At 56.4% G+C, this 22,432-nt stretch carries 19 protein-coding genes; 8 read left to right on the top strand and 11 right to left on the bottom strand.

What is annotated here, in order from left to right; genetic code table 11:
• Positions 1–2: 2 nt before the first annotated feature.
• The 5 genes from V6944_RS07405 to V6944_RS07385 all read left to right on the top strand — a co-directional run bounded on the left by V6944_RS07405 (position 3) and on the right by V6944_RS07385 (position 2,828).
• A complete protein-coding gene (locus tag V6944_RS07405) occupies positions 3–467 on the top strand; it encodes a phage tail protein (protein WP_333498466.1) in 465 nt (154 codons plus the stop codon).
• A 2-nt stretch (positions 468–469) separates the two neighbouring features.
• Entirely contained in the window at positions 470–1,663 is a 1,194-nt protein-coding gene (locus V6944_RS07400; RefSeq protein WP_333498465.1) for a phage late control D family protein, read from the top strand.
• Between the two features lie 61 nt (positions 1,664–1,724).
• Positions 1,725–1,946: a DNA-binding transcriptional regulator gene (locus tag V6944_RS07395; protein ID WP_174331283.1), complete on the top strand. Its 222-nt coding sequence runs from the start codon at positions 1,725–1,727 to the stop codon at positions 1,944–1,946.
• Positions 1,947–2,213: 267 nt separating this feature from the next.
• Positions 2,214–2,462, top strand: coding sequence for a putative hemolysin (locus V6944_RS07390; protein ID WP_333498464.1), 249 nt, complete (start codon positions 2,214–2,216; stop codon positions 2,460–2,462).
• Between the two features lie 60 nt (positions 2,463–2,522).
• Positions 2,523–2,828, top strand: a complete 306-nt coding sequence (locus V6944_RS07385) for a hypothetical protein (RefSeq protein WP_333498463.1) — start codon at positions 2,523–2,525, stop codon at positions 2,826–2,828.
• Between the two features lie 30 nt (positions 2,829–2,858).
• On the opposite strand, the gene V6944_RS07380 is transcribed toward V6944_RS07385, so the two are convergent.
• Positions 2,859–3,203: a DUF488 domain-containing protein gene (locus V6944_RS07380; protein WP_185665954.1), complete on the bottom strand. Its 345-nt coding sequence runs from the start codon at positions 3,201–3,203 to the stop codon at positions 2,859–2,861.
• 137 nt (positions 3,204–3,340) lie between these two features.
• Between V6944_RS07380 and V6944_RS07375 the strand changes: the two genes are divergently transcribed.
• Positions 3,341–4,048 carry a CTP synthase C-terminal region-related (seleno)protein gene (locus V6944_RS07375; RefSeq protein WP_442910723.1) on the top strand — a complete coding sequence of 236 codons (708 nt, stop codon included), beginning with the start codon at positions 3,341–3,343 and terminating at the stop codon, positions 4,046–4,048.
• Between the two features lie 74 nt (positions 4,049–4,122).
• On the opposite strand, the gene V6944_RS07370 is transcribed toward V6944_RS07375, so the two are convergent.
• Positions 4,123–5,307 carry a CynX/NimT family MFS transporter gene (locus V6944_RS07370; protein WP_333498462.1) on the bottom strand — a complete coding sequence of 395 codons (1,185 nt, stop codon included), beginning with the start codon at positions 5,305–5,307 and terminating at the stop codon, positions 4,123–4,125.
• Positions 5,308–5,403: 96 nt separating this feature from the next.
• Here V6944_RS07370 and V6944_RS07365 point away from each other — a divergent pair, with 96 nt between their 5' ends.
• Complete coding sequence (locus V6944_RS07365) at positions 5,404–6,198, top strand: AraC family transcriptional regulator (RefSeq protein ID WP_333498461.1); 795 nt, start codon at positions 5,404–5,406, stop codon at positions 6,196–6,198.
• Here V6944_RS07365 and V6944_RS07360 read toward each other — a convergent pair.
• The 7 genes from V6944_RS07360 to yeaG form a co-directional block, all read right to left on the bottom strand.
• On the bottom strand, positions 6,182–6,628 hold the full coding sequence (locus V6944_RS07360; protein WP_185665957.1) for a DUF441 domain-containing protein: 447 nt from the start codon (positions 6,626–6,628) through the stop codon (positions 6,182–6,184). The genes V6944_RS07365 and V6944_RS07360 overlap by 17 nt on opposite strands.
• Before the next feature lie 163 nt (positions 6,629–6,791).
• Positions 6,792–8,828 (bottom strand): glycoside hydrolase family 31 protein, encoded by a 2,037-nt coding sequence (locus tag V6944_RS07355; protein WP_333498460.1) that lies wholly within the window; start codon positions 8,826–8,828, stop codon positions 6,792–6,794.
• A 7-nt stretch (positions 8,829–8,835) separates the two neighbouring features.
• Entirely contained in the window at positions 8,836–10,179 is a 1,344-nt protein-coding gene (locus V6944_RS07350; RefSeq protein WP_333498459.1) for a glycoside-pentoside-hexuronide (GPH):cation symporter, read from the bottom strand.
• 217 nt (positions 10,180–10,396) lie between these two features.
• A complete protein-coding gene (locus tag V6944_RS07345) occupies positions 10,397–10,897 on the bottom strand; it encodes a YbaK/prolyl-tRNA synthetase associated domain-containing protein (RefSeq protein WP_333498458.1) in 501 nt (166 codons plus the stop codon).
• Between the two features lie 16 nt (positions 10,898–10,913).
• Positions 10,914–12,401 carry a diguanylate cyclase DgcJ gene (gene dgcJ / locus V6944_RS07340; RefSeq protein WP_333498457.1) on the bottom strand — a complete coding sequence of 496 codons (1,488 nt, stop codon included), beginning with the start codon at positions 12,399–12,401 and terminating at the stop codon, positions 10,914–10,916.
• Positions 12,402–12,536: 135 nt separating this feature from the next.
• Positions 12,537–13,814 (bottom strand): YeaH/YhbH family protein, encoded by a 1,278-nt coding sequence (locus tag V6944_RS07335; protein WP_333498456.1) that lies wholly within the window; start codon positions 13,812–13,814, stop codon positions 12,537–12,539.
• Positions 13,815–13,928: 114 nt separating this feature from the next.
• Positions 13,929–15,863, bottom strand: coding sequence for a protein kinase YeaG (yeaG, locus tag V6944_RS07330; protein WP_333496322.1), 1,935 nt, complete (start codon positions 15,861–15,863; stop codon positions 13,929–13,931).
• Positions 15,864–16,299: 436 nt separating this feature from the next.
• Between yeaG and V6944_RS07325 the strand changes: the two genes are divergently transcribed.
• Positions 16,300–17,046, top strand: a complete 747-nt coding sequence (locus V6944_RS07325; RefSeq protein ID WP_333496323.1) for a MipA/OmpV family protein — start codon at positions 16,300–16,302, stop codon at positions 17,044–17,046.
• A 101-nt stretch (positions 17,047–17,147) separates the two neighbouring features.
• On the opposite strand, the gene V6944_RS07320 is transcribed toward V6944_RS07325, so the two are convergent.
• Together V6944_RS07320 and V6944_RS07315 are read right to left on the bottom strand one after the other, a co-directional pair.
• On the bottom strand, positions 17,148–21,176 hold the full coding sequence (locus tag V6944_RS07320) for an autotransporter outer membrane beta-barrel domain-containing protein (protein ID WP_333498455.1): 4,029 nt from the start codon (positions 21,174–21,176) through the stop codon (positions 17,148–17,150).
• Positions 21,177–21,509: 333 nt separating this feature from the next.
• A complete protein-coding gene (locus tag V6944_RS07315; RefSeq protein WP_333011882.1) occupies positions 21,510–22,394 on the bottom strand; it encodes a D-hexose-6-phosphate mutarotase in 885 nt (294 codons plus the stop codon).
• Positions 22,395–22,432 lie beyond the last annotated feature (38 nt).

Genomic DNA, 22,432 nt, shown 5'->3' with positions numbered 1-22,432 from the left:
TTATGATGCTGGCATTAGGTATGTTTGTTTTTATGCGTCAGACGCTGCCCTACCAGAGCATACAGCGCAGCGCGGATTATAGCTGGGCGTCAAACTCTCGCATCGGGAAGCGTGACGCTTTTCAGTATCTCGGCGAGGGGGAAGATAAAATCACCCTGAGCGGTGACCTGTATCCTGAGCTGACCGGCGGTAAGCTCACGATGCTGGCGCTGTATGCAATGGCTGAACAGGGGCGCGCATGGCCGCTTATCTCTGGCTCAGGCTGGATTTACGGAATGTTTGTTGTCAGTAATGTCTCGGAGACCGGCACGGTATTTTTTGAGGATGGGACGCCACGAAAAATCAGCTTCACCCTGTCACTGACCCGTGTCGATGAATCGCTCGCCGCGGTGTATGGTGATATTGGAAAACAGGCCGAAAGTCTGGTCGGGAAAGCTGGCGATCTGCTGTCGATGGTGGGGGCGTAATCATGCTGGATATTATCACCGGCGCGGGTGCCACGCTGACGCCCGACTTTATGCTGACACTGGAAAGCAAAGATATCACCGGCAATATCAGTGACCGGCTGATTAACCTCTCGATGACGGACAATCGGGGTTTTGAGGCCGACCAGCTCGACATTGAGCTCGACGATACTGACGGTCTGGTCGCGTTGCCGATTCGCGGTGCGGTGTTGTCGCTGTATCTCGGGTGGAAAGGTTTCTCGCTGGTCAGTAAGGGGCGATTTACCGTCGATGAGGTAGAGCACCGGGGGGCGCCGGATACGGTAACCATTCGCGCCCGGAGTGCGGATTTTCGCGGGACGCTTAATTCCCGTCGTGAGGAGTCATGGCATGACACCACGCTCGGTGCAATCGTCAGCTCGATAGCTGAGCGAAACAAGTTAATGCCCAGCGTCACCGATTCTCTTGCGGGGATCCAGATTCCGCATATCGACCAGTCTCAGGAGTCCGACGCCGTTTTCCTGACCCGCCTCGCAGAACGCAACGGCGGCGCGGTCTCAGTGAAAGCGGGTAGATTGCTGATGCTCAAAGCGGGAAGCGGTACCACGGCGAGCGGTAAAGCAATTCCTCAAATTACCATCCAGCGCGGTGACGGTGACCGGCATCAGTTTGCCATTGCCGACCGTGGCGCTTACACCGGCGTAACCGCTAAATGGCTGCACACTAAAGACCCGAAACCGGCGAAACAAAAGCAGACAGTGAAGCTGAAACGTAAGCCCAAAGAGCAACACCTCCGGGCGCTACAGCACCCGAAAGCAAAACCAGTGAGCAGTAAAGCCACGGCCAAAAAGCAAAAAGAGCAGGAAGCCAGAGAGGGCGAATACATGGCCGGTGAGGCTGACAATGTTTTCGCGCTGACGACCATTTACGCCACGAAGGCGCAAGCGATGCGCGCGGCTCAGGCGAAGTGGGATAAATTGCAGCGCGGGGTTGCGGAATTCTCCATTATGCTGGCGACCGGTCGCGAGGATATTTACCCAGAAATGCCGGTCAGGGTCTCAGGCTTTAAGAGCGTTATAGACGAGCAAGCATGGATAATCAGTAAATTGACCCACAACCTAACAAAAGGCGGCTTCACAACGGCTGTAGAGCTCGAGGTGATGCTTTCTGGTGTGGAGTATGAAACGGATGGTGATATGTCTGAAACTAATTATAACTAATTGTTTTATAATAAATAATTGGTTAAAATTAGGTCGTTGAATCTAACCGGTGAGGTGAAAAATGTTTCATTGTCCGTTATGCCATACAGCCGCCCACGCGCGCACTAGTCGTTACTTTACTGACACCACCAAAGAGCGTTACCACCAGTGCACAAATATTAATTGTAGCTGCACGTTTGTGACGACTGAGACGGTCGAGCGATACATCGTCAAGCCGGGTGAAGTGGTACCGGCGTTACCTCATCCGATGCCAAATGGTCAGCAATCAATACCGTGGATGTAGACAAAGAAAGCCCCGCAAATGCGGGGCTTTTTGTGAGATGTGGTCAATGCGTGGACATTGCTGGAAATAAATCCTTTTATTTCACTATGTTATACTCTAAAAAAAAGCCCCATCGGGGGAGATGGGGCAAAATAACTCATTGATTATGGAATGTTCTGTTCTCTGGTCAGTTGAGAACGAGATGTACTTTACGTCGCAAAAGTGTAGCTAATTTGAAGAAATTATGGAGTTTAAAGCTAAACTCCAGAGTGAAAATAAGGAGAAATGATGTCTCGTCACTATGTTTTACTACTGCCTCTACTGCTTGCGGGGTGTGCAAAAACGGCTGAACCGGATGCGCCACCGCCGCCGCAAATCGGTATGGCTAATCCTGCTGCGGTGTACTGCCAACAGAAAGGAGGTGAAAGCATTCGCCAGGTCAATGCTCAGGGCGAGTTCAGCCTCTGTAAGCTGCCGAGTGGCGAAACGATTGAGGAGTGGGCGCTGTGGCGGCGCGATCATCCGCAGAAAAAATGACAGTACATTCCTTATCCAGTACACTGCGCCTCCAGGATAATTCTGATTAATGAGAGACGTATGTTTTCGCTGAAGCCGGGCACCATCGCCATTATTACCGGTGCCCGTACCGCCGCTGGCCGAGCAAATATCGGTAAGAGTGTTGAACTGTTTGCGCTGATTAAGCCAGGGGAGCGCTGTCTGAACCCGGTCAACGGGGTGATGACTGAACTGGCCGCCGACTCGCCGCGTGCGCTGTGGCTGGTGACCGGTGAAGTGAGCGCAGGTGAAGGGCAACAGGGTTTTGCTTTTGTGCGTTCAGAATATTTGCTGCCGTTAACGCCAGATGCGTTGATGGCGCAAGAGCAGGCCGCACTGGTGGGGTAACGCGATGCCCGCAGACATCGCGTTCAGGCGTTAGCGATTTTTCAGCCAGTCGGCCAGCACGCGTGCGTGGTTTTGCGCGGTGTTCGCGGCGGCATAAATGAGCGTAAGCCCCTGCTTTTGCGCGATGTCGGCCAGACGCTGGCCTACATCCTGATGATGCGAAAGCTCTTCGCGGTAGTGCTGGCAGAAGGTGGCAAAGTCGATAACCTCGCCGTGATAAGCCTTACGCAGCTCGGCTGAAGGGGCGAGGTCTTTGCACCATTCATCGTAGATAAGGTTTTCCTTTTTGATACCGCGCGGCCACAACCGGTCCACCAGGACACGGTAACCATCGTCAGGTGCTGCGTCGTCATACACGCGTTTACACTGGATCATATCCTTCCTCCCTTGTTCCATTCGACCATACCACAAAGATTGGTTGGGTTCGCCCTCCGGGTATTGCTAAAGCGCGACGACATCGCTAGTCTGAGGCTCCTTATGCCGTTGGTAACGTCTGCACATAAGGACCTCTCATGGAAAACTCTGCACTGACCCCCGTTCTTCGCATTGCCCTCGTGGGCGACTACAACGCTGATGTGATTGCTCATCAGGCGATCCCGCTGGCGCTTGACGACGCCGCCGCAGTGCTGGAAGTGCCCGTTGAATACCGCTGGATTGCCACGCGTGATGTGCACAGCGCTGACAGCCTCGCTGATTTTGACGGCATCTGGCTGGTGCCTGCCAGCCCGTATCAGAATACCGAGGGGGCATTAATCGCCGTACGCTACGCCCGCGAAAACAGCCTGCCGTTCCTTGGTACCTGCGGGGGATTCCAGCACGCTATTCTGGAGTACGCGCGCAACGTGATGGGCTGGGAAGATGCGGCGCATGCGGAAACGGATACCGAAGGCCGAATGGTGATTGCGCCGCTGACCTGCTCGCTGGTAGAAAAGAGCGATACCATTGAACTGCGCGCCAATACGTTGATTGCGCGGGCTTATGGTCGCGACAGCATCGAAGAGGGCTATCACTGCAACTACGGTATCTCTGCCGACTTCGCCGAGGCGTTGAAATCGCTGCCGCTGCGGGTAACCGGCTGGGACGATAACGGGGATATTCGCGCGGTGGAACTGGTGACGCATCCGTTCTTCGTGGCGACGCTGTTCCAGCATGAGCGTAACGCGCTGGCAGGACGTCCGGCACCGCTGGTGCAGGCATTCCTGCACGCTGCTGGCCAGTAAAAAGGTAGCCCGGACGAGGCGGTACGCCGACTCCGGGATTTCCCCGGCGTCGCTGCGCTCGGCCGAGCTACGTTTTATTCAACGTTTATCTCTCTGTCTCGCCCGGCAAGCCCGCCGAACACCGCCATCACCAGCGCAATGATCGCCACTGCCATCAAGGAAAGATGCCATGCGCCGGTCGCATCGTGAATTTTCCCCATCAGCGGAGGCCCACAGGCGGCCAACAGATACCCGACCGCTTGCGCCATCCCCGAAAGGGCCGCGGCCTGGTGCGCCGAACTGGCGCGCAGCCCGATAAAGGTCAGGCCCAGAATCATCGTCGCGCCAGAACCGAAGCCGAAGATAATCGTCCAGATAACCGCCTGCGATGGCAAGAGCCAGTAGCCCAGCGCGCTGATAGCACACATCAGAGCTACGGTGATGGCGATCCCGCGTTGATCTTTCATCCGGTGCAGGATCAGCGGAACTACAAAGCCGGGGGCCGCGGTGGCAAGCTGTAACAGCCCGTGAAGAGAGCCAGCCTGTGCTTCACTGTAGCCCTGGCTAATGAGAATGGCCGGTAACCAGCCGATTATCACGTAATAAACCAACGAGTTGAGACCGAGGAACAGTGTCACCTGCCAGGCCAGCGCCGAGCGCCAGATGCCGCGGTTATGCATGGCTCCGCTGCTGGAAAGCGCGGTGGTTTTTGCCGCCCGCCACTGCGGCAGCCAGAACAGCAGCGCCAGCACCGGGAAGACCATCAGCATCAGCAGTGCGCCGCGCCAGCCAAAGCCGCTAAGCGCAATCGGCACCACCAGTGCAGAACCGAGTGCCGCCGCCGCGCCCATCGTCACCGAATACGCGCCGGTAAACTTCGCCACCTGTGAGGCAAAATCACGTTTGATTAACCCCGGCAGCAGCACGTTGCCCAGCGCAATCCCGCAGCCAATGATGGCGGTACCGGTAAACATCAGCGTCACTGACGGCAGAGATCGTACGGCAATCCCGGCGCAAATCAGCAGCATGGCGATAAACAGGCTGCGCTCCATGCCGATGCGACGGGCAACCCCGGCGGCCAGCGGAGAGACAAGGCCAAACGCCAGCAGCGGCAGGGTGGTTAACAGCCCGGTTTGTGCGGTAGTCAGGCCATATTCATCGCGAATGGCGTCGAGCAAAGGCGCAGCGCCGGTAAAGGTGACGCGCAGCGTCGAGGCAATCAATAAAATACCAATAATCAGCAGCCAGCGGCGGCTGGCAGACGTCGTAACTTCAGACATAGACATCTCGACAAAAGAGTGGGAGCACTACAATACCCGGTTTAGCCTTTGTTGAAATCAAGCTAAAATGACAGATTATCGCTAAAATCGGACAAAATGATGCTGGGACTCGGTTTAGGGGGTTATCACCCGGATAGCCATCAGGATGCGGCCATCGCGTTTGGGGTGCAAGTGGCGGAAGAGGAACAGTACATTCCGCTGCATCAGCACCGTAAAGGGCAGCTTATTCTCGCGCTGCACGGCGCCATTACCTGCGAAGTAGAAAATGCCATGTGGATGGTGCCACCGCAGTTTGCGGTGTGGATCCCCGGCGAAGTCCCGCACAGCAACCGGGCGACGCCGCTGGCGGAGCTGTGCTTCTTATTTATCGAGCCCGGTGCCGCGCAGATGCCAGCACACTGCTGCACGCTGAAGATTTCACCGCTGGTGCGCGAGCTGATCCTCTCGCTTGCCGGGCGCAATGAAAGCCAGCGTGAACAGCCTGAGACGCAGCGTTTGATTCAGGTGCTGTTCGATGAACTTCCGCAGCAGCCGGAGCAGCAGCTACAGCTGCCTGTATCTGCACACCCTAAAATTCGCCTGATGGTTGAGACCATGGAAGCAGAGCCTGCTCGGTGGCAGACGCTGGCGCAGTGGGCCCAGCGCTTTGCCATGAGCGAGCGCAACCTTGCCCGACTGGTGGTGAAAGAGACCGGGCTTAACTTTCGCCGCTGGCGTCACCAGTTGCAGTTGATCCTTGCGCTGCAGATGCTGGTGCGCGGGCTGAGCGTCCAGCAGGTAGCGCTGTCATTGGGTTACGACTCCACCACGGCGTTTATCACCATGTTTCGTAAAGGGCTTGGACAGACGCCGGGCCGCTATTTGGCGGCGCTGACTACGACTTCCCAATAAGCAGCGACACCAGACCCGCCGCAATCAGCGGCCCCACCGGCACGCCGCGAAACAGCGCGACGCCCAGCACTGTGCCAATCAATAGCCCGGCGACCAGGTGCGGCTGAGTGCCCATCAGCGTTACGCCGCGCCCGCCGAGCCACGAGACAAACACGCCGACGCCGATGGCGACCAGCGATTTCCAGTTGGCAAAAGAGTGAATTAGCGTCGAGGCTGGCAGCGTGCCGCTGGCGATAGGGGCCATCACGCTGATGGTCAGAATGATAATCCCGATGCTGAGCCCCTGTTTTTCCACCCACGGGAAGAAGGTGCTAAGCGGGGTGACGCGAAGAATAATCAGAACCAGAATAGAGACGGCGACGGTGGTGTTGTGGCTAATAAAGCCCAGCGCCGCCAGACCCAGAAGGATCAGTAGGGTGGTATCGATCATAAAGCGGTAATCCTTGCCAGAAAGAGAAAAAGAACGTGCATTTTCGTTGCCCGGCGTCGCGGCGTTCGGCCGGGCTACTTGTTAGTCACTCTACTGTACGCAAGAAGCGGAGCGTAGACAGGTCTTTTTCAATCTTTGTCGAGGATTTCAGGCATTTGCCTGATTATTTAACCAATACCGTCGTTAATGGGCTGCCTTCGCGAATAAACAGCGGAATCGTCTCCAGCCCGGCGGCGACGGTGATTCGTTGCCCGCCATGATAGCGTTCTCCGTCAAGCCCAACCCACGCATGGCCACTCGGTAACCAGACATCTCGCTGGCGCTGCCCGGCGTGCATTACCGGGGCAACCAGCAGATCCTCGCCGAACAGATACTGATCTTCTGTCTGCCAGCTTTGCGCCTCGTCCGGATAGTGCCAGAACAGCGGACGCATCAGCGGATCACCGTGGCGGTGCGCATTGTCGTACAGCGCATCAATATACGGGCGCAGGCTTTCTCGTACCCCGAGCCAGTGCTGCATAATGGTGAAATTCTCTTCGCCGTAGCTCCACAGTTCGTTTGGCGAACCGCTGTCGCACTGTGGAATACCATGACGGTAGCTTTCCGGAGGCTGTACGCGAGGTTCACGATAGCCATGCATACGCAGTACCGGGCAGAACACCGCCCACTGGAACCAGCGGATCAGCAGCTCGTGGAACGCTGGGTCGTGAATGTTGCCGCCCTGGAAGCCGCCGATATCCGTCGTCCACCACGGTATGCCTGCGAGCCCCATATTCAGTCCGGCGGCCAGTTGGTTACGGAAGGCATGGAAGGAGGAGTGGACGTCGCCGGACCACGCCAGTACGCCATAGCGCTGGCTACCGGCCCAGCTGCAGCGCACCAGGTTGACGATATCGCGTTCGCCTGCCTCATGAAGCCCGTCGTAGAACCCTTGGGCAAAATCGCGTGGATAGCGGTTACCCACTTCCAGTACCGGACCTGCGTGGTAGCGATAGTTATCAAAATCGTAGGCGCGGTATTCAGGTTCCGCTTCGTCCAGCCAGAACAATTTAATCCCGAGGTCATAGTAGTTTTTCTTCACCGTCTCCCAAACAAACTGCCGCGCCTGCGGATGCGTCGCGTCAAAGAAAGTGGTGTTGCCCATAAAGTCGAGATTAACCTGCACGCCGCGATCGCTGGTCACCAGCCAGCCTTTGGCTTTCATATGCGGGAACAGCGGGCTGCGGGCTTCTACCGTTGGCCAGACGGAGACCATCAGCTTAATACCGAGCGATTCCAGCTCCTCAACCATTGCTTGCGGATCCGGCCAGTCAACCGGGTCAAAGCACCAGGTGCCCTGGTTCGGCCAATGGAAGAAGTCGATGACCATCACCGACAGCGGCAGGCTACGTCGGCGGTATTCACGAGCCACCTCCAGCACCTCCTGCTGGTTACGGTAGCGCAGCTTGCACTGCCACAGGCCACTGATAAAGCCCGGAGCCGGGGGAGGCGTTCCGGTGGCCCGAGCGTACTGACGGGTGACCTGCGAGACGGTATCTCCGGCGGTTATCCAGTAGTCCATCTCTTCGGTGACGCGCGCCGTCCACCAGGTATGGTTTTTCGCCAGCGTCGCTTCGCCAATCGCCGGGTTGTTCCACAGCAGGCCGTAACCGAGGCTGGATTGTAAGAACGGCACGCTGGCCTGTGAGTTACGCTGAGCAAGCTCCAGCTCGCAACCTTTCAGGTCCAGCCACGGCTGCTGATACTGGCCCATTCCGTACAGACGTTCGCCGTCCCGGGACTCGAAACGCACGGTCAACTGGTACTTGCCGCCGGGCAGCGGTTTGAACTCGCGCCCATCGAGCTTCAAGGCGCTAACGTACTTATCCTGGCTCTTTTCGCTGGCGCCAATACCCACCGTTGAGCGCTGACGCCACATCTCTTCGAGCAACAGTTCGCCGTGCTGATTATAAAATGCCAGCTGACCTTTGAGGTTTAGCACCGCGCGGATGTTGCCGTGGGTGAGGGTCAGCGTTTCCGCATCCTGCTGAATAATGGCCTGACCGTTATCCTGCGGCAGCAAGGCATGAAGCGCCTCGCTGAAGGCCGACGCGCAGGTGGCGCGCACGCGAAGGCTGTGTTCCCCCCACGGCTCGACGCGCAGGATCTGCCGTTCAAAGCGCCACTCGATAGCATTCGCGTACTGAATTAATTCGCTCATGGTTGACTCATCCTTTAACAAGAGATTGGGTTTTCGCGAGATTGATTTCCTGCATGGTGTGGTCATCCAGCTTGTACCAGCGCAGGGTGATGAACGCGCCTAGCGACAGCAGGCCCGGTACCACGGTAAAGAGGGCGACGATGCAGTGCATCGCCAGCGGCGTCTGCTCCGGCGCGTTGGCGACGTAGCCGCTAAAGCCAAGCGTCCAGCCGACGATAGCGCCGCTGAGCGCCATACCCAGCTTGAGCACAGCAAGGAAGGTCGAGAAGATAATGCCGTCCATACGTTTGCCCTGACGCCATTCACCGTAGTCGGCGACGTCGGCCATCATCACCCACATCAGGGTAGTGGTGGATTGATAAAGGGTGGAGACGATGAACGTCAGCGGCACCAGCACGAAGATGGATTTTGGTGCGAAGAACAGCCCGATGCTCAGCACCCCGGCGAGTACGGCGCAGTAGCCGAACATCTGTACTTTGTTGGCATTGCGGGTCAGGCGTTTTGCCAGTAGGCTGCCGACGGCTTTGCCGATGATGTGTGCGGCCAGCATCCACATAAAGTAGGCCGCGCTGCCAAGGTAGTAGGTCACGAAGTACATCATTGCGCCAAGGCGAATGACGCCGAAGCCAATGTTGGTGATAACCAATACAGCAACGACGCGCCACTGATCGTTACGCAGCAGATCGCGCAGTTCGGCGAGATAGTTGTTGTGAGTCGCCGGGGCCTTAATGCGCTCGCGGGTATTGGCAAAACAGATCCAGAACATCACCACGGCGACGCAGGCCATAATCGCCATCGCCGAGCGGTAGCCCATCAGTTTGTCATCACCACCCAGATACTCGGCCAGCGGCATCATAAAGAAGGTCGACATCGCGCCGCCAAGGGTGGCCAGGAAAAAGCGCCAGGATTGCAGGGAAATGCGCTCATCGTTGTCTGGCGTGATGACCGCGCCCATCGAGCAGTAGGGGATATTAATAGCGGTGTACATCAGCATCATGAAGGTATAGCTGACGCTGGCGAAAATCATCTTACCGGACATATCCAGCGACTGCGGTACTGCATAGGTCAGCAGGCAGCTCACGCCGAAAGGCAGTGCCAGCCAGAGCATCCAGGGGCGGAACTTTCCCCAGCGGGAACGGGTACGGTCGGCCATATAGCCCATCGCCGGGTCGATAATCGCATCGGCGGTACGGGCCAGTAAAAACATGGTGCCCACGAAGGCGGCGGGAAGGCCGACGACATCGGTATAGTAGAAGGTTAAGAAGATTATGACGTTATCCAGACCGATATGACTGGCCATATCGCCTAATCCATAGCTGATTTTTTCTTTACGGGTAACTTTTATGTTCATCGTATCACCTGGTGTCGTTACAGCACGATTGTGGGGAAAGACGCCATATAGTGTGGATGAAGGCGGTGGGTTAACAATTGCGATATTCCGTATTACGCTTACGTAAACTGCTTTGCGTGATACCGGTAACAAAAATAAAGAAATGTGGGTTAGTACAGAGCGAGGGGATTGTAGGCCGGATAAGGCGGTTACGCCGCCATCCGGCAATGACTTGTCATCAGGATTGACGGCGGAAGGCTACCAGCTCCGGCTGGGCGATGCGCAGGTAATCCTCGGTATTGAGGATCACTGATTTTTCGAGGCTACCCGCGTTAAAGGCGATTTCCTCAAAGCGGTCAAACAGCAGCGGATCGGCGACCAGACGTAAAGAAGGATGGAAGCTGAACGGCGGAATGGCGCCGAACACGCAGGCGGTGAGGGCATCGACTTCTGCTGGGCTTGCCAGCGATGCCTTCAGGCCGCCAATGTGCTGCGCCAATTGCGCGAGGTCGGCCTGCTGGTCGGCAGCAAGGATCGCCAGCACGTGCTGGTTCACGCCATTGCCTTTCACTTTGCACACCAGCGCTTTTGCTCCCTGGCCTAATGCGGTGCCGCGAATGTCAGAAACCGCTTCGCATTTGCCAACCGCTTCGTGCGCCATCACGCGATAGCGGGCCTGATGGTGGTCGAGCAAGCTCAGCAGCCGTTGGTGAATATCAACGGCGACGGGTTCAATCATGGTGTTCTCTCCTGTGTTACGCCGAAGGTGTACGGTTACGCTGTTTTTTATGCTGATAGAGGCGCTGGTCGGCGATTTTCATCGCCCCTTCAAGATTATCCCCCAGGTGCATTTTATAAGCCCCCCAGGAGAAGCTGACGCGGTGTTCGGTATCGATGAGTGCCAGTTGATCCTGGATGCGATCGGTAATCACCTTCGCCTCAGCCTCTTCGTAGTCGATGAGGATAATACAAAATTCGTCGCCGCCCAGTCGAACGCCATAGTCGCTTTTCCGGATGGTGGCGGAAATGGCCTGGGCCAGCATGATGATGGCACGGTCGCCTTCATCGTGGCCCCAGGTGTCGTTAATCTGCTTCAGCTTGTCGCAGTCGAGGGCGATGACCACAATCCCTACCCCCTGTTCCGTCAGGCGCTGCAGACGCATGCTCTGTACCGGCGAGAGGATTTTACGGTTGTACAGCCCGGTGAGTGAATCACTGATGTTCTCTTTGCTGACCGTGCGGTAGAGACGGAAATGGGTGCGAACCAGCTGCAGCAACGCGGCGGTAGACACCAGGTAAAACAGGAACAGTTTCCACGAGCTTAGCAGGAAGTACATGACGTCCAGCGACAGTTCCACGCGCATGTTTTCCGCCAGCGGCCGGGTATAGTTAACATAGCTCAGCAGGTGCGAGGCGCCGCGATGGATAACAATATGGGCGTTGTTGTCGGAATCAATAATGGAGATATCCAGGTAGCGCCAGAAATGGGGACGGTCGCGAGTATAGAGAATATCGCGCAGATCCTGATGCGACAGATCGACCATCACGATCCCCTGCAGATTCTCATGATGATAGAGCGGTGTTAAGAACGTTAAAATATTCTTTTGAGTAAAAGTATCAATATAGATACTCGACACCACCGTTCGTCCAAGGAATAAGTTCTCAAGGCTCGCGGGTGATATTCCCAAACGGTCGCCGTAGAGAAAATTCCAGCTGGTTAATGTCGGGTCTTTAATAGTGACTGGTGAATTGAAATAGATATATTGATTCACTATATCAATATAATAGCGAAAGCGTTTTTGCTGTCCTTCTTCATCCGGCAGCATGGGTTTCCAGACTTCATTATTCTCAATAGCGGAGTCAAACGCTTCGAGGGCCGGCAGGCTCTTCACCCACGTATCACAGGGCGTTTTCCCGGCGGTCAGCGAGCCTTCCAGCGGCGAGTAGCTTTCGCCGTCAATGTTCAGACCGTTCACTTCGCCACGATGCTGCACGCTGGCACAGGCCCGTGCGGCGGCCTCTGGGGTAGGCCATTCATCCAGCTTCTGTGCGAACTGCGATATGATCAGCTGGTTTTGATATTTCTCATAGAGAAAGGCCGACTCGCCTTTATCGACGATATATCGCATATATTCGGACATATCCCGATGACTGGCGACTAATTCATAAATCAGGAAGGAGGATGTCAAAATGACAACGCCTGATGAAATGACAAATCGCAGTATTTTATTCTGCAGTTTCATGGTGAAATTAAATGTTCTTCCGTGTCAGCCGGAATTTTAACATGGGAGGCACAGTATCTCTAGCGATGCATTAGCGATGGAAATGTTTTGAAAACATCAAGCGGCGGCTGTCTCCGAGGAGACAGCCGAATAATGTTATTTTTCACTGCCTTGCTTGTGGAACAGTTCGCGGAATACCGGGTAGATATCCTCCTGATCGCGAATATGCTGGATGGCAAAGTTATCAAACGTCTGCTGCAGGTGTTCATATTCGCGCCACAGCGTCTGATGCGCCCGTCGGGTGATTTCGATATAGCTGTAGTAACGCACTACCGGCAGGATTTTCTTCGCCAGAATTTCATGACACAGCGGGGAGTCATCTGCCCAGTTATCGCCGTCGGACGCCTGCGCGGCGTAAATGTTCCACTGCGCCGGGTCATAGCGGGCTTTTACCACCTCATCCATCAGCTTCAGCGCGCTGGAGACAATGGTGCCGCCCGTTTCCTGCGAGTAGAAGAACTCGTGCTCGTCCACCTCTTTGGCCTGGGTATGGTGGCGGATATAGACCACTTCGACGTTTTTATAGGTCCGGCTCAGGAACAGATAGAGTAGGATGTAAAAGCGTTTGGCCATATCCTTGGTCGATTGGTCCATCGAGCCGGAAACGTCCATCAGACAGAACATCACCGCCTGGCTGGAAGGCTCAGGACGTTTTTCGTAGTTCTTGTAGCGCAGGTCGAAGGTGTCGATAAACGGCACGCGATCGATTTTTGCCCGTAGCTCGGCAATCTCCTTACGTAAACGCTCTTCCTCCAGCAATTGCGCCGGTTCGCTTTTGGCCACTTCATCCAGCGTGGCTTCCAGCGCGTGCAGTTCGCGACGTTTACCTGCGGTCATCGCCGTGCGGCGGGCGAGGGAGTTTTGCAGCGAGCGAACGACGCTGATATTGGCAGGGACACCGTTGGCGGTGAAGCCCGCGCGGTGCGTTTTAAACTCGGTCAGCTGACGCTGCTGATTACGCTTGAGGTTCGGCAGCGCCAGATCTTCAAACAGCAGATCCAGATACTCATCTTTGGAGATCTGGAACACGAACTCATCCTGACCCTCGCCATCGGCGCTGGCCTGGCCCTGACCGCTACCGCCGCCACCGCCGCCGCCCTGTGGTCGTTCGATACGATCGTTTTGTACGAAGTGGTCGTTACCGGGATGAACCCGATGCCGCAACCCGCCGCGTCCCTGATGGAACATCGGCTCGCTAATATCATCCGTCGGAATGGAGACAGATTCACCGCTGTCGATATCGGTCACCGAACGTTTGTTGATGGCCTCGGAGATCGACTGTTTTATTTGCGCTTTATAACGGCGCAAGAAGCGCTGGCGGTTAACCGCACTCTTGTTTTTGCCGTTCAGACGCCGGTCAATGAACCAGGTCATAGCCCCTCCTGAACTGCTTTTTGCCAACTTACTGCGCCTGTAAGTGCCGGGAGACCCGGCCTACGGGACATTGTTGTAGACCCGGTAGCGCGAACGCTACCGGGTACAGCGTGGTTATGACGATTTACGCACGCGCAGATACCATTCACATAACAGGCGAACCTGCTTACGCGTATAGCCTTTTTCCATCATCCGATCGACAAAATCGTCGTGCTTTTTCTGCTCATCGGTTGAGGTCTTCGCGTTAAACGAAATCACCGGCAGCAGCTCTTCGGTATTGGAGAACATTTTCTTCTCGATAACCGTGCGCAGCTTCTCGTAGCTTGTCCAGTTCGGGTTGCGGCCGCTGTTGTTGGCGCGGGCGCGCAGCACAAAGTTGACTATCTCGTTACGGAAGTCTTTCGGGTTGCTGATCCCGGCAGGCTTCTCAATTTTCTCCAGTTCAGCGTTCAGTGATTCACGGTCAAACAGCTGCCCGGTATCCGGGTCACGGTACTCCTGATCCTGAATCCAGAAGTCGGCATAGGTGACATAACGGTCGAAAATGTTCTGCCCATATTCCGAATAGGATTCGAGGTACGCCGTCTGAATCTCTTTACCGATAAACTCGGCATATTTCGGGATCAGATAGCCTTTCAGGAACTCCAGGTAACGCTCTGACTGCTCCTGTGGGAACTGCTCGCGTTCGATCTGCTGCTCCAGCACGTAGAACAGATGTACCGGGTTCGCCGCCACTTCGGCGTGGTCGAAGTTGAACACGCGAGACAGGATCTTAAAGGCGAAACGGGTGGAGAGACCGTTCATCCCTTCGTCCACGCCCGCGTAGTCGCGATACTCCTGGTAGGATTTCGCTTTCGGGTCGGTATCTTTCAGGCTTTCCCCGTCGTACACGCGCATCTTCGAGTAGATGCTGGAGTTTTCCGGTTCTTTCAGACGCGAAAGAATGGAGAAGCGTGACAGGGTTTCCAGCGTGCCCGGTGCGCAAGGCGCATGGGTCAGTTCACTGTTGTTAAGCAGTTTCTCGTAAATCTTGATCTCTTCGGAGATACGTAAGCAGTAAGGCACCTTGACGATGTACACACGGTCGAGGAACGCCTCGTTGTTTTTGTTATTACGGAAGGTGACCCACTCGGATTCGTTCGAGTGCGCCAGGATAATACCGTTAAAGGGCAGGGCAGAGATCCCTTCGGTCCCGTTGTAGTTACCTTCCTGGGTCGCCGTCAGCAATGGATGCAGCACCTTGATAGGCGCTTTAAACATCTCGACGAACTCCATAATCCCCTGGTTGGCTCGGCACAGCGCGCCGGAGTAGCCGTAAGCATCCGGATCGTTCTGCGCATAGTGTTCCAGTTTACGGATATCAACTTTACCGACCAGCGCCGAGATATCCTGGTTGTTTTCATCGCCTGGTTCAGTTTTGGCAATGGCAATCTGTTCAAGGATCGACGGCCAGACTTTTACCACGCGGAATTTGGTGATATCGCCGCCGAATTCGTGCAGGCGCTTCGCGGCCCACGGCGACATAATGGTGCCCAAATAGCGGGTTGGCACGCCGTACTCTTTTTCCAGAATCTGCGCGTCTTCCTGCGGGTTAAACAGGCACAATGGGTGATCGTTAACCGGGCTGCGCTCGCCGTTGGCGCTCAGCACGTAAATAGGAACGCGCTGCATCAGCGCTTTAAGACGCTCTGCCAGCGAGGATTTACCACCGCCGACCGGGCCCAATAAGTAGAGGATTTGTTTCTTTTCTTCCAGTCCCTGGGCGGCATGTTTCAAATAGGAGACGATCTGTTCAATCGCTTCTTCCATGCCGTAGAATTCTTCGAACGCCGGATAGCGCCCGATGACTCGGTTCGAAAAGAGACGGGAAAGCCGCGGTTCCTGGGCAGTATCAACCATTACGGGCTCGCCGATAGCGGTTAATAGCCGTTCTGCTGCGTTAGCATAGGCACTGCGATCTTGCCGACAAATGGTAAGAAACTCCTGCAGTGTGAACTCTTCGTCCTTGGCAGCTTCATAGCGCTGGCGATAGTGATCGAATATATTCATGGCATGCCGTCCTTTCGTTTTTTTAGCACAGGTTAAGAGCCGTTGGTATGAATAATGGGGGCTCCCGGAAGAGGTAAGCCGAACGACGCTCACTCCTTATCCAGCAACCCGTGTGCCAGGTTGTCGGACGATTAACGGTAACGTGCGCTGCGATTACACCTTCTAAAATTAAGCGTAGATGGCATTTGCAAAACTTGCATGGCGAGAAAAACGATTTTCAATGACATATCAATAACTCATCAAAAAATACGGGGATTAATTCTTTTACTATTTTTTACGCTTTCATCGTGCTGTCACGTATTTGCAAGCGCGTCGCCATCTTCCGGCGAGATAATGATGAGTCATCTTCTGATATTACAGGTAAAAAATTTGTCGTCAGACAGTGTGAAAGGTAAACTTCAGCACGCTGAAATGTTGAAAAAAGGAATGACAGATTGTGAATCGAATCAAACTTCTAGCTTTAGGGGTCCTGATTGCCACTTCTGCTACCGCAGTACAGGCGGAAAGTAAGCTGACTCTGGGTGCGGGTGTCGGGATTGTTGAGCATCCATATAAGCAGTACGACCATGATGTGTACCCTGTACCAGTTATCAGCTATGAAGGGGATAACTTCTGGTTCCACGGTCTGGGCGGCGGCTACTACCTGTGGAACGACGGCACTGACCAGCTCTCGGTGATGGGCTACTGGTCTCCGATGTACTTCAAACCGGGCGACAGCGACAATAGCCAGCTGCGTCGACTGGATAAGCGTAAATCTACCGTAATGGCGGGTGTTTCCTGGATGCACCACACGCAGTATGGTTCTCTGCGTACCGCGCTTTCTGGTGACATTCTGGATAACAGTAACGGCATTGTGTGGGATACCGCATGGGTCTATCGCTACACCAACGGCGGCCTGACCTTAACGCCGGGTATCGGTGTGGAGTGGAACAGTGAGAATCAGAACCAGTACTACTACGGCGTTTCTCACCATGAAGCGGCGAAAAGCGGTCTGAGAAGCTACGACCCAAGCAACAGCTGGAGCCCATATCTGGAGCTGACGGCGAACTATCGCTTCGCCGGTAGCTGGAGTGTTTACGGCACCGCGCGCTATACCCGTCTCTCTGATGAGGTTACCGATAGCCCGATGGTTGACAAGAGCTGGACCGGGTTACTTTCTACTGGTGTCACCTACACCTTCTAAATTGTCCCAAATTTCAGGGTGATGAACCCCAACGCATTATGCGTCGGGGTCGCACTACTCAAGGGCCTCATCGTGGTGCATTGCATCGTGGTGAGGCTTTTTTATTTAAAGGCGTATTTTACCCCCATCATAATCGACGCATCGCTATAGCTGTGGTCGCCCACCTGCACGGCGGTACCGCCCCATAGATTCAGCGACGGGGAAATTTGCCCCTGCACGCCGAGTTTCAACTGGGCGATGTTGGCCGCGCCTTCTTGACGAATCGACGTATTGCCCATGCGAATCTCGGCAAAATGGGTGTTATGCAGCCAGTCGGCTTCAACGTACGGCTTGAACTCACGCCCCTTACCGTCATCTTCCGTGCGATGACCGCGCAAATAGAGTCGCATTCCCAGACGAGACTGCAGGTTGCCTTTGCTATTGTCTTTCACCTGCGTACCGTTTGCTTCGGTGTGGTCCGGGCTTTTTACCCCCATCCACGTGAGCTGGGCCTGAGGTTCAAGATAGATAGCCTGGCGTGGCTGCTCCCGCAGCAGCATGTTATAACCCGTTTCCACCGAAGCGGTGAAGCCGCGACTGTTATAGGTTTCACGCGGTAACTCGTCGCCGTTGACCCGGTTAGTAAACCAGTTGTAGTTCACCCAGCTATCGAGATATAGACCCTGTCGGCTGACGGCGTTCTGGTACCAGGTGCTGTATGCCCCTACGCTATAGCCCGCCATATGGCTGCGCGAACGGTAGCCAGTCAAGGATGATGACGATAACCCGGAGACATTACCGTAACCGGCCATCAGACCCGCGCCCCAGCGATCGTCGCCGTTGTGGCTGCCGTGCCAGAACTCGTTACCCATCTGAGCCACATAGCGGTTGGCGCGTGAGCGAATCTGCCCACCTGCCGCGCGTGAGCGGTTCTGTCCGCCTTCCTGACGCAGCCAGAAGATGCTTGCCAGGGCAGAGCGCTGCGTGCCTTGTGGCGTGTATTCAGTCGCGCCTTCACGATCGTCCAGCGCCAGGCTGAAGAGGGTATTGGCGGCGGCCAGGTTGACCAGATAGCTCCCGGCCTCCGGGCGATACTGTGGTTTTCCCGGGGTAGGTATGACCGGGGTGACCGGCGTGGTGTTGATTGAGGTCAGATACCAGTTCTGGCCTTTTTGTACCAGGCTGTAGTCCCACGGGCCAGCCACCACACGGTTCGCCTGTACGAAAGCGCCGGCAGCGGACTGCCCGCCTACGCTGATGACCTCAATCCCCTGATTCGTCTGCGCACCGATGCCGCCCACGTTATTGACCGTAACGCGCGTGGTACCGGAGGTATCGCCCGCAATGCTGAGATGATCGGTTTGCGAAGCATCATCGCCTAGCACGGTATTGAGATTCAGCGCGCTATCGCTGCCGCCGCGATAATTACCGCTGACATCTAACTGGTTACCCGCATGCAGCAGACTGCGTGATAGCGTGATGTTGCCGCCGTTGCTGAGGTCGCCGTTAACCGTAAAGGTCGCGTCGGTGTCATCGCTCCTGGTTGGCGAACCCACGGTCAGTGAACTGCCATCCTCAAGGGTCGTGCTGCCGACGCTGCCGGTGCCGGAGAGGGCGGTGGCGCGCTGTGCGGTTACCGTACTGTTGAGTGAGCCGGTGACGTCCATACTGCCTTCGGCAAGCGTGGTTTCACCGTCAAAGGTGCTGTCGCCGGTAAGCGTCAGTGCACCAGAACCTCGTTTAGTGAAGTTGCCGCTGCCGGTGATCCCCTGGTCCAGAGTGGCGTGGTAGCCTTGGGTATCCAGCGTACCGCCATCGCTACCGATAGCAACCGGGCGCGAGGCATCCAGTGAAACGTTGTCGAGCAACTGGAGCGTACCGCCGTTGAAGGTCAGCGCACTTCCGGCCTGGCCGAGGCTATCGGCCTCGGCAATCTGTAATATGCCGCCTTTCAGCGTCCAGGGTGTGACCGAATCGGTACTGTTTTTCAAAAGCCAGGTGCTGCTGTCGTCCTTACTGAAATGGTCAAACCCCTGATACTGCGCGCTGTCGCCAATGCTGGCGGCATCAAACTCGGCGTCACGGTCGCCGCCGAGGATCAGGGTATCGTCGCCGTTGCATGCGCTAACGTCGCCCACGACATTGTAGCCCGCGTGTAGCGCCAGTGAGTTAGTGCCGGAGGCGAACAACACGGCCTGGGAGCGGGTGGTGCCGTCCTGACTCATCCCGCCCTGCAGTGTGCCGCTGTCGATGATGGTCATATCGCTGCCGTACACGCCGATGCCGCCTGCACCTGCGCTACCCGTGGCGGTGCCGGCATTGCCGCCGCTGCCGCCGGAAATGGTACCGCTGTTATCAAGCGTACCACCGCCGGTCTCGATATGGACCCCGTCACCGCCGCTACCGCCATCTGACTGACCACCGCCGCCGCCGCGATTCCCGGTCCCGCCGATGATGGTGCCACCATTAGTCACCGTACCGCCCGCGCCAATCAGCACGCCGTTACCGCCTTTACCGCCAACGCCCCCGTTGCCGATGCTACCGCCGCCGCCGGTACCGCCCATCCCACCGTGGACCGTGGCGCTCGCAGCGTTGGTCACGGTACCTTTACCGTTAATGGCCAGCCCGTTGCCGCCCTGACCGCCGGTTCCGCCGTCGGCGTTGGTACCGTTCGCGTTGGCCCCTGCGCCGCCATCGCCGCCGGTGAATTCGCCCTTGTTAAGCACATCGCCCGCGCCGGTAATATTCACGGCGGTACCGCCAACGCCGCCGACGCCACCGCCGCCCGCAGAGTCATCGCCGCCTTTACCACCCAGGACTTTCCCGGACGTTTCGTTAGTCACGTTGCCCTGCTGGGTGATATCAATCCCGGTGCCGCCAATGCCGGAGTCGCCGCCGCGGGAGGTCGCCAGATTGCCGCTGCCACCGCCACGGTTGCCTGCGCCGCCAATCACGTTACCGAAGTTAGAGACCGTACCGCCGTTTTCCAGCGCGATACCGATGCCGCCATTACCACCGTTGCCACCGTCACCGCCGCTGAGGTTCAGGCCGCTGCTGTTGGAGTTACCGCCGCCGCCGGTCCCGGCATAGCCGCCGATCACCTCGCCACCCACCTGGTTGGTGATGGTACCGCTGTTGACCACGGTGATCCCGCTGCCGCCGTTGCCGCCGATGGCGCCATAGCCGACAACGCCGGTACCCTGACCGGCCTCAACCGCGCCGCCGTTACCGCCATTGCCGCCGATACCGCCTATAATCTTGCCAGTATTGGTGATGGAACTGGTATCGCTGAGCCACACGCCGTTACCCCCGCTGGCGGCTTTACCGCCGGTACCACCGATGCCGGTCACCGTGGTGTTCTGCTGGCTGTTGGCATTGGCCGCCAGACCACCGGTAGCACCGTTACCACCGCTGATGGTGCCGCTATTCGTCACGTTGCCGCCCTGCGTTGCGGTAACGCCGTCACCACCTTTACCGCCCGCGCCGCCGCTGCCGGCATGGATAGTGATACCGTTGCTGGTTTTGTCGTTCGCGCTGGCGCTGCCGGTATTCCCCCCGGTGCCGCCATTGCCGCCGTTTATTGTCCCGCTATTGTCGTAGCTGCCGCTGGTGGTGAGCAGCACGCCGCTCCCTCCGCCACCGCCATCACCGCCGTTGCCACCGTTGCCCGCATCGGCGACGTCCGTGGTGTTGGAGCCGCCGTTACCGCCGCGTCCACCGTTGCCACCCTGAATGGTGCCGTCGTTTTGTGTCGGTCCAGTGCCGTCCATTACGGCTCCAGCCGCACCGCCGCCACCGCCACCGCCGGCAGCACCCGCACCGCTATTGGCGACGCGGTCAGGCTCCTGGTGAATGCCGCCGTTACCGGCGGAGATCTGGCTGCCGCTCAGGTTGCCTGTTTCACCGCTTTGCCCATCACTGCTCGCCTGTCCACGCCCCCCTGAGCCGCCCGCACCGCCGTGGCCACCGGCACCGGTCACTAAATCCATATTGCCACCTTGGCCGCCCTGAGCGCTGGCATCAGGCGTTGCGGCACTGCCGTCTGCGCCATCGGCAGCATTCGCCCCGACAGGCGTCAGGGCATAGAGCGCAAGTCCCATGGTGAGCGCCAGGGTGCTACGCCGAAAAGGAAGCGTGTGAAAAACAGGCATGATTATCCTCGACAAAAAACAAAATAATGTTGTTAAGCGCTGCGGGGCTGACGGTGAATCAGACATGCAAACATCGAAATTCCGCGCAGTAGATAAGGGAATTAGAGTGAGGTTTATCTGGATGAATATTGTAATTATTTAAATATTACTGGTGCATTCTTGTTGTGATGAAAGGATATCACCTAATAATAATCCTATTTCAGGATGTTTCAGTCCGCTTGATCCAGATGATGTTACCGGTAACTTTATTGGATTAAATAAGTTCGTTGATGTGCGGTAGAAGAAAAGCGCCGGGCAATGTGCTATTGCCCGGCGAGAGATAGGGGGAGGGGATTAACGTTTAACGACGCGAATGGTCTGGCTCAGGCGAGCCGGTTTTTCTTCGGTGGCTTTCTGCGTTGCGCTGGCGCAGGCGGTTTCGACGCAGACGAAGGTTTTGTAACCATCATCCGGCATATCGGCCATGCTGACGGACAGTGCTGGACCTGGGTTCCAGCCAACGACGTTGACGTGGTGATGGTGGATTACGTCGATGGTACGGTTCAGGGAAGTATCGCTGATCACGCTGCATGCTTCCGGGTTCAGGTATACGCGGTCGGTACGATCCGGGAAGGTCTGAACGCCATCGCTCAGTTCGCCAATTTCTGCGTTCTGCACTTTGTCGATATAACGGTCACCGAGACCGCTGACTTTCACCGCGTGAATATCGCCAACGTTGAAGTAGGTGTGCAGCGCGGTGGTCGTTTCGAACTCACCGTGTGCTTCCAGTTCCATCTCGCAGGTTTTACCCAGCTTGAAGCGAGCGAGCAGGGTGAACTCGTGCGGCCAGTATTGACGGGTTGCATCGCTGCTTTTCAGTTCGAAGGTCAGCACTACGCCGTTGTCGTCTTCGTTATGGGCTTTCAGCTCCCACGGAAGATTACGAGCAAAGCCGTGCGCCGGGAAACCCTGCTGAGCCGCTGGGCCAAACCATGGCCAGCAGATTGGCACGCCGCCGCGCAGCGCCACGCCGTCTTTGAACGGAGTGTTGTTGCTCAGCCACAGTACTTCTTCTTCGCCCGCTGGTTTCCAGGAGAGCAGGTGCGCGCCCTGGAAGGCAAGGGAGGCTTTCACTTTTGGGTGGTCTACAACGATAAGCTCCAGCTCATCAAGCTGACGACGGGAGAGGACAGGGGTAAGCTGTTCAATGACCGGGAGAGCGAAAATTGTGTTAATCATGATGCAATCCTTGGTGTTTTAAGATTTTTGGCCATAAA

Source organism: Kluyvera sp. CHPC 1.2972 (assembly GCF_036759925.1).
In the GTDB taxonomy this organism is placed as follows: domain Bacteria; phylum Pseudomonadota; class Gammaproteobacteria; order Enterobacterales; family Enterobacteriaceae; genus Kluyvera.
This window is presented reverse-complemented; position numbering and strand designations above follow the sequence as displayed.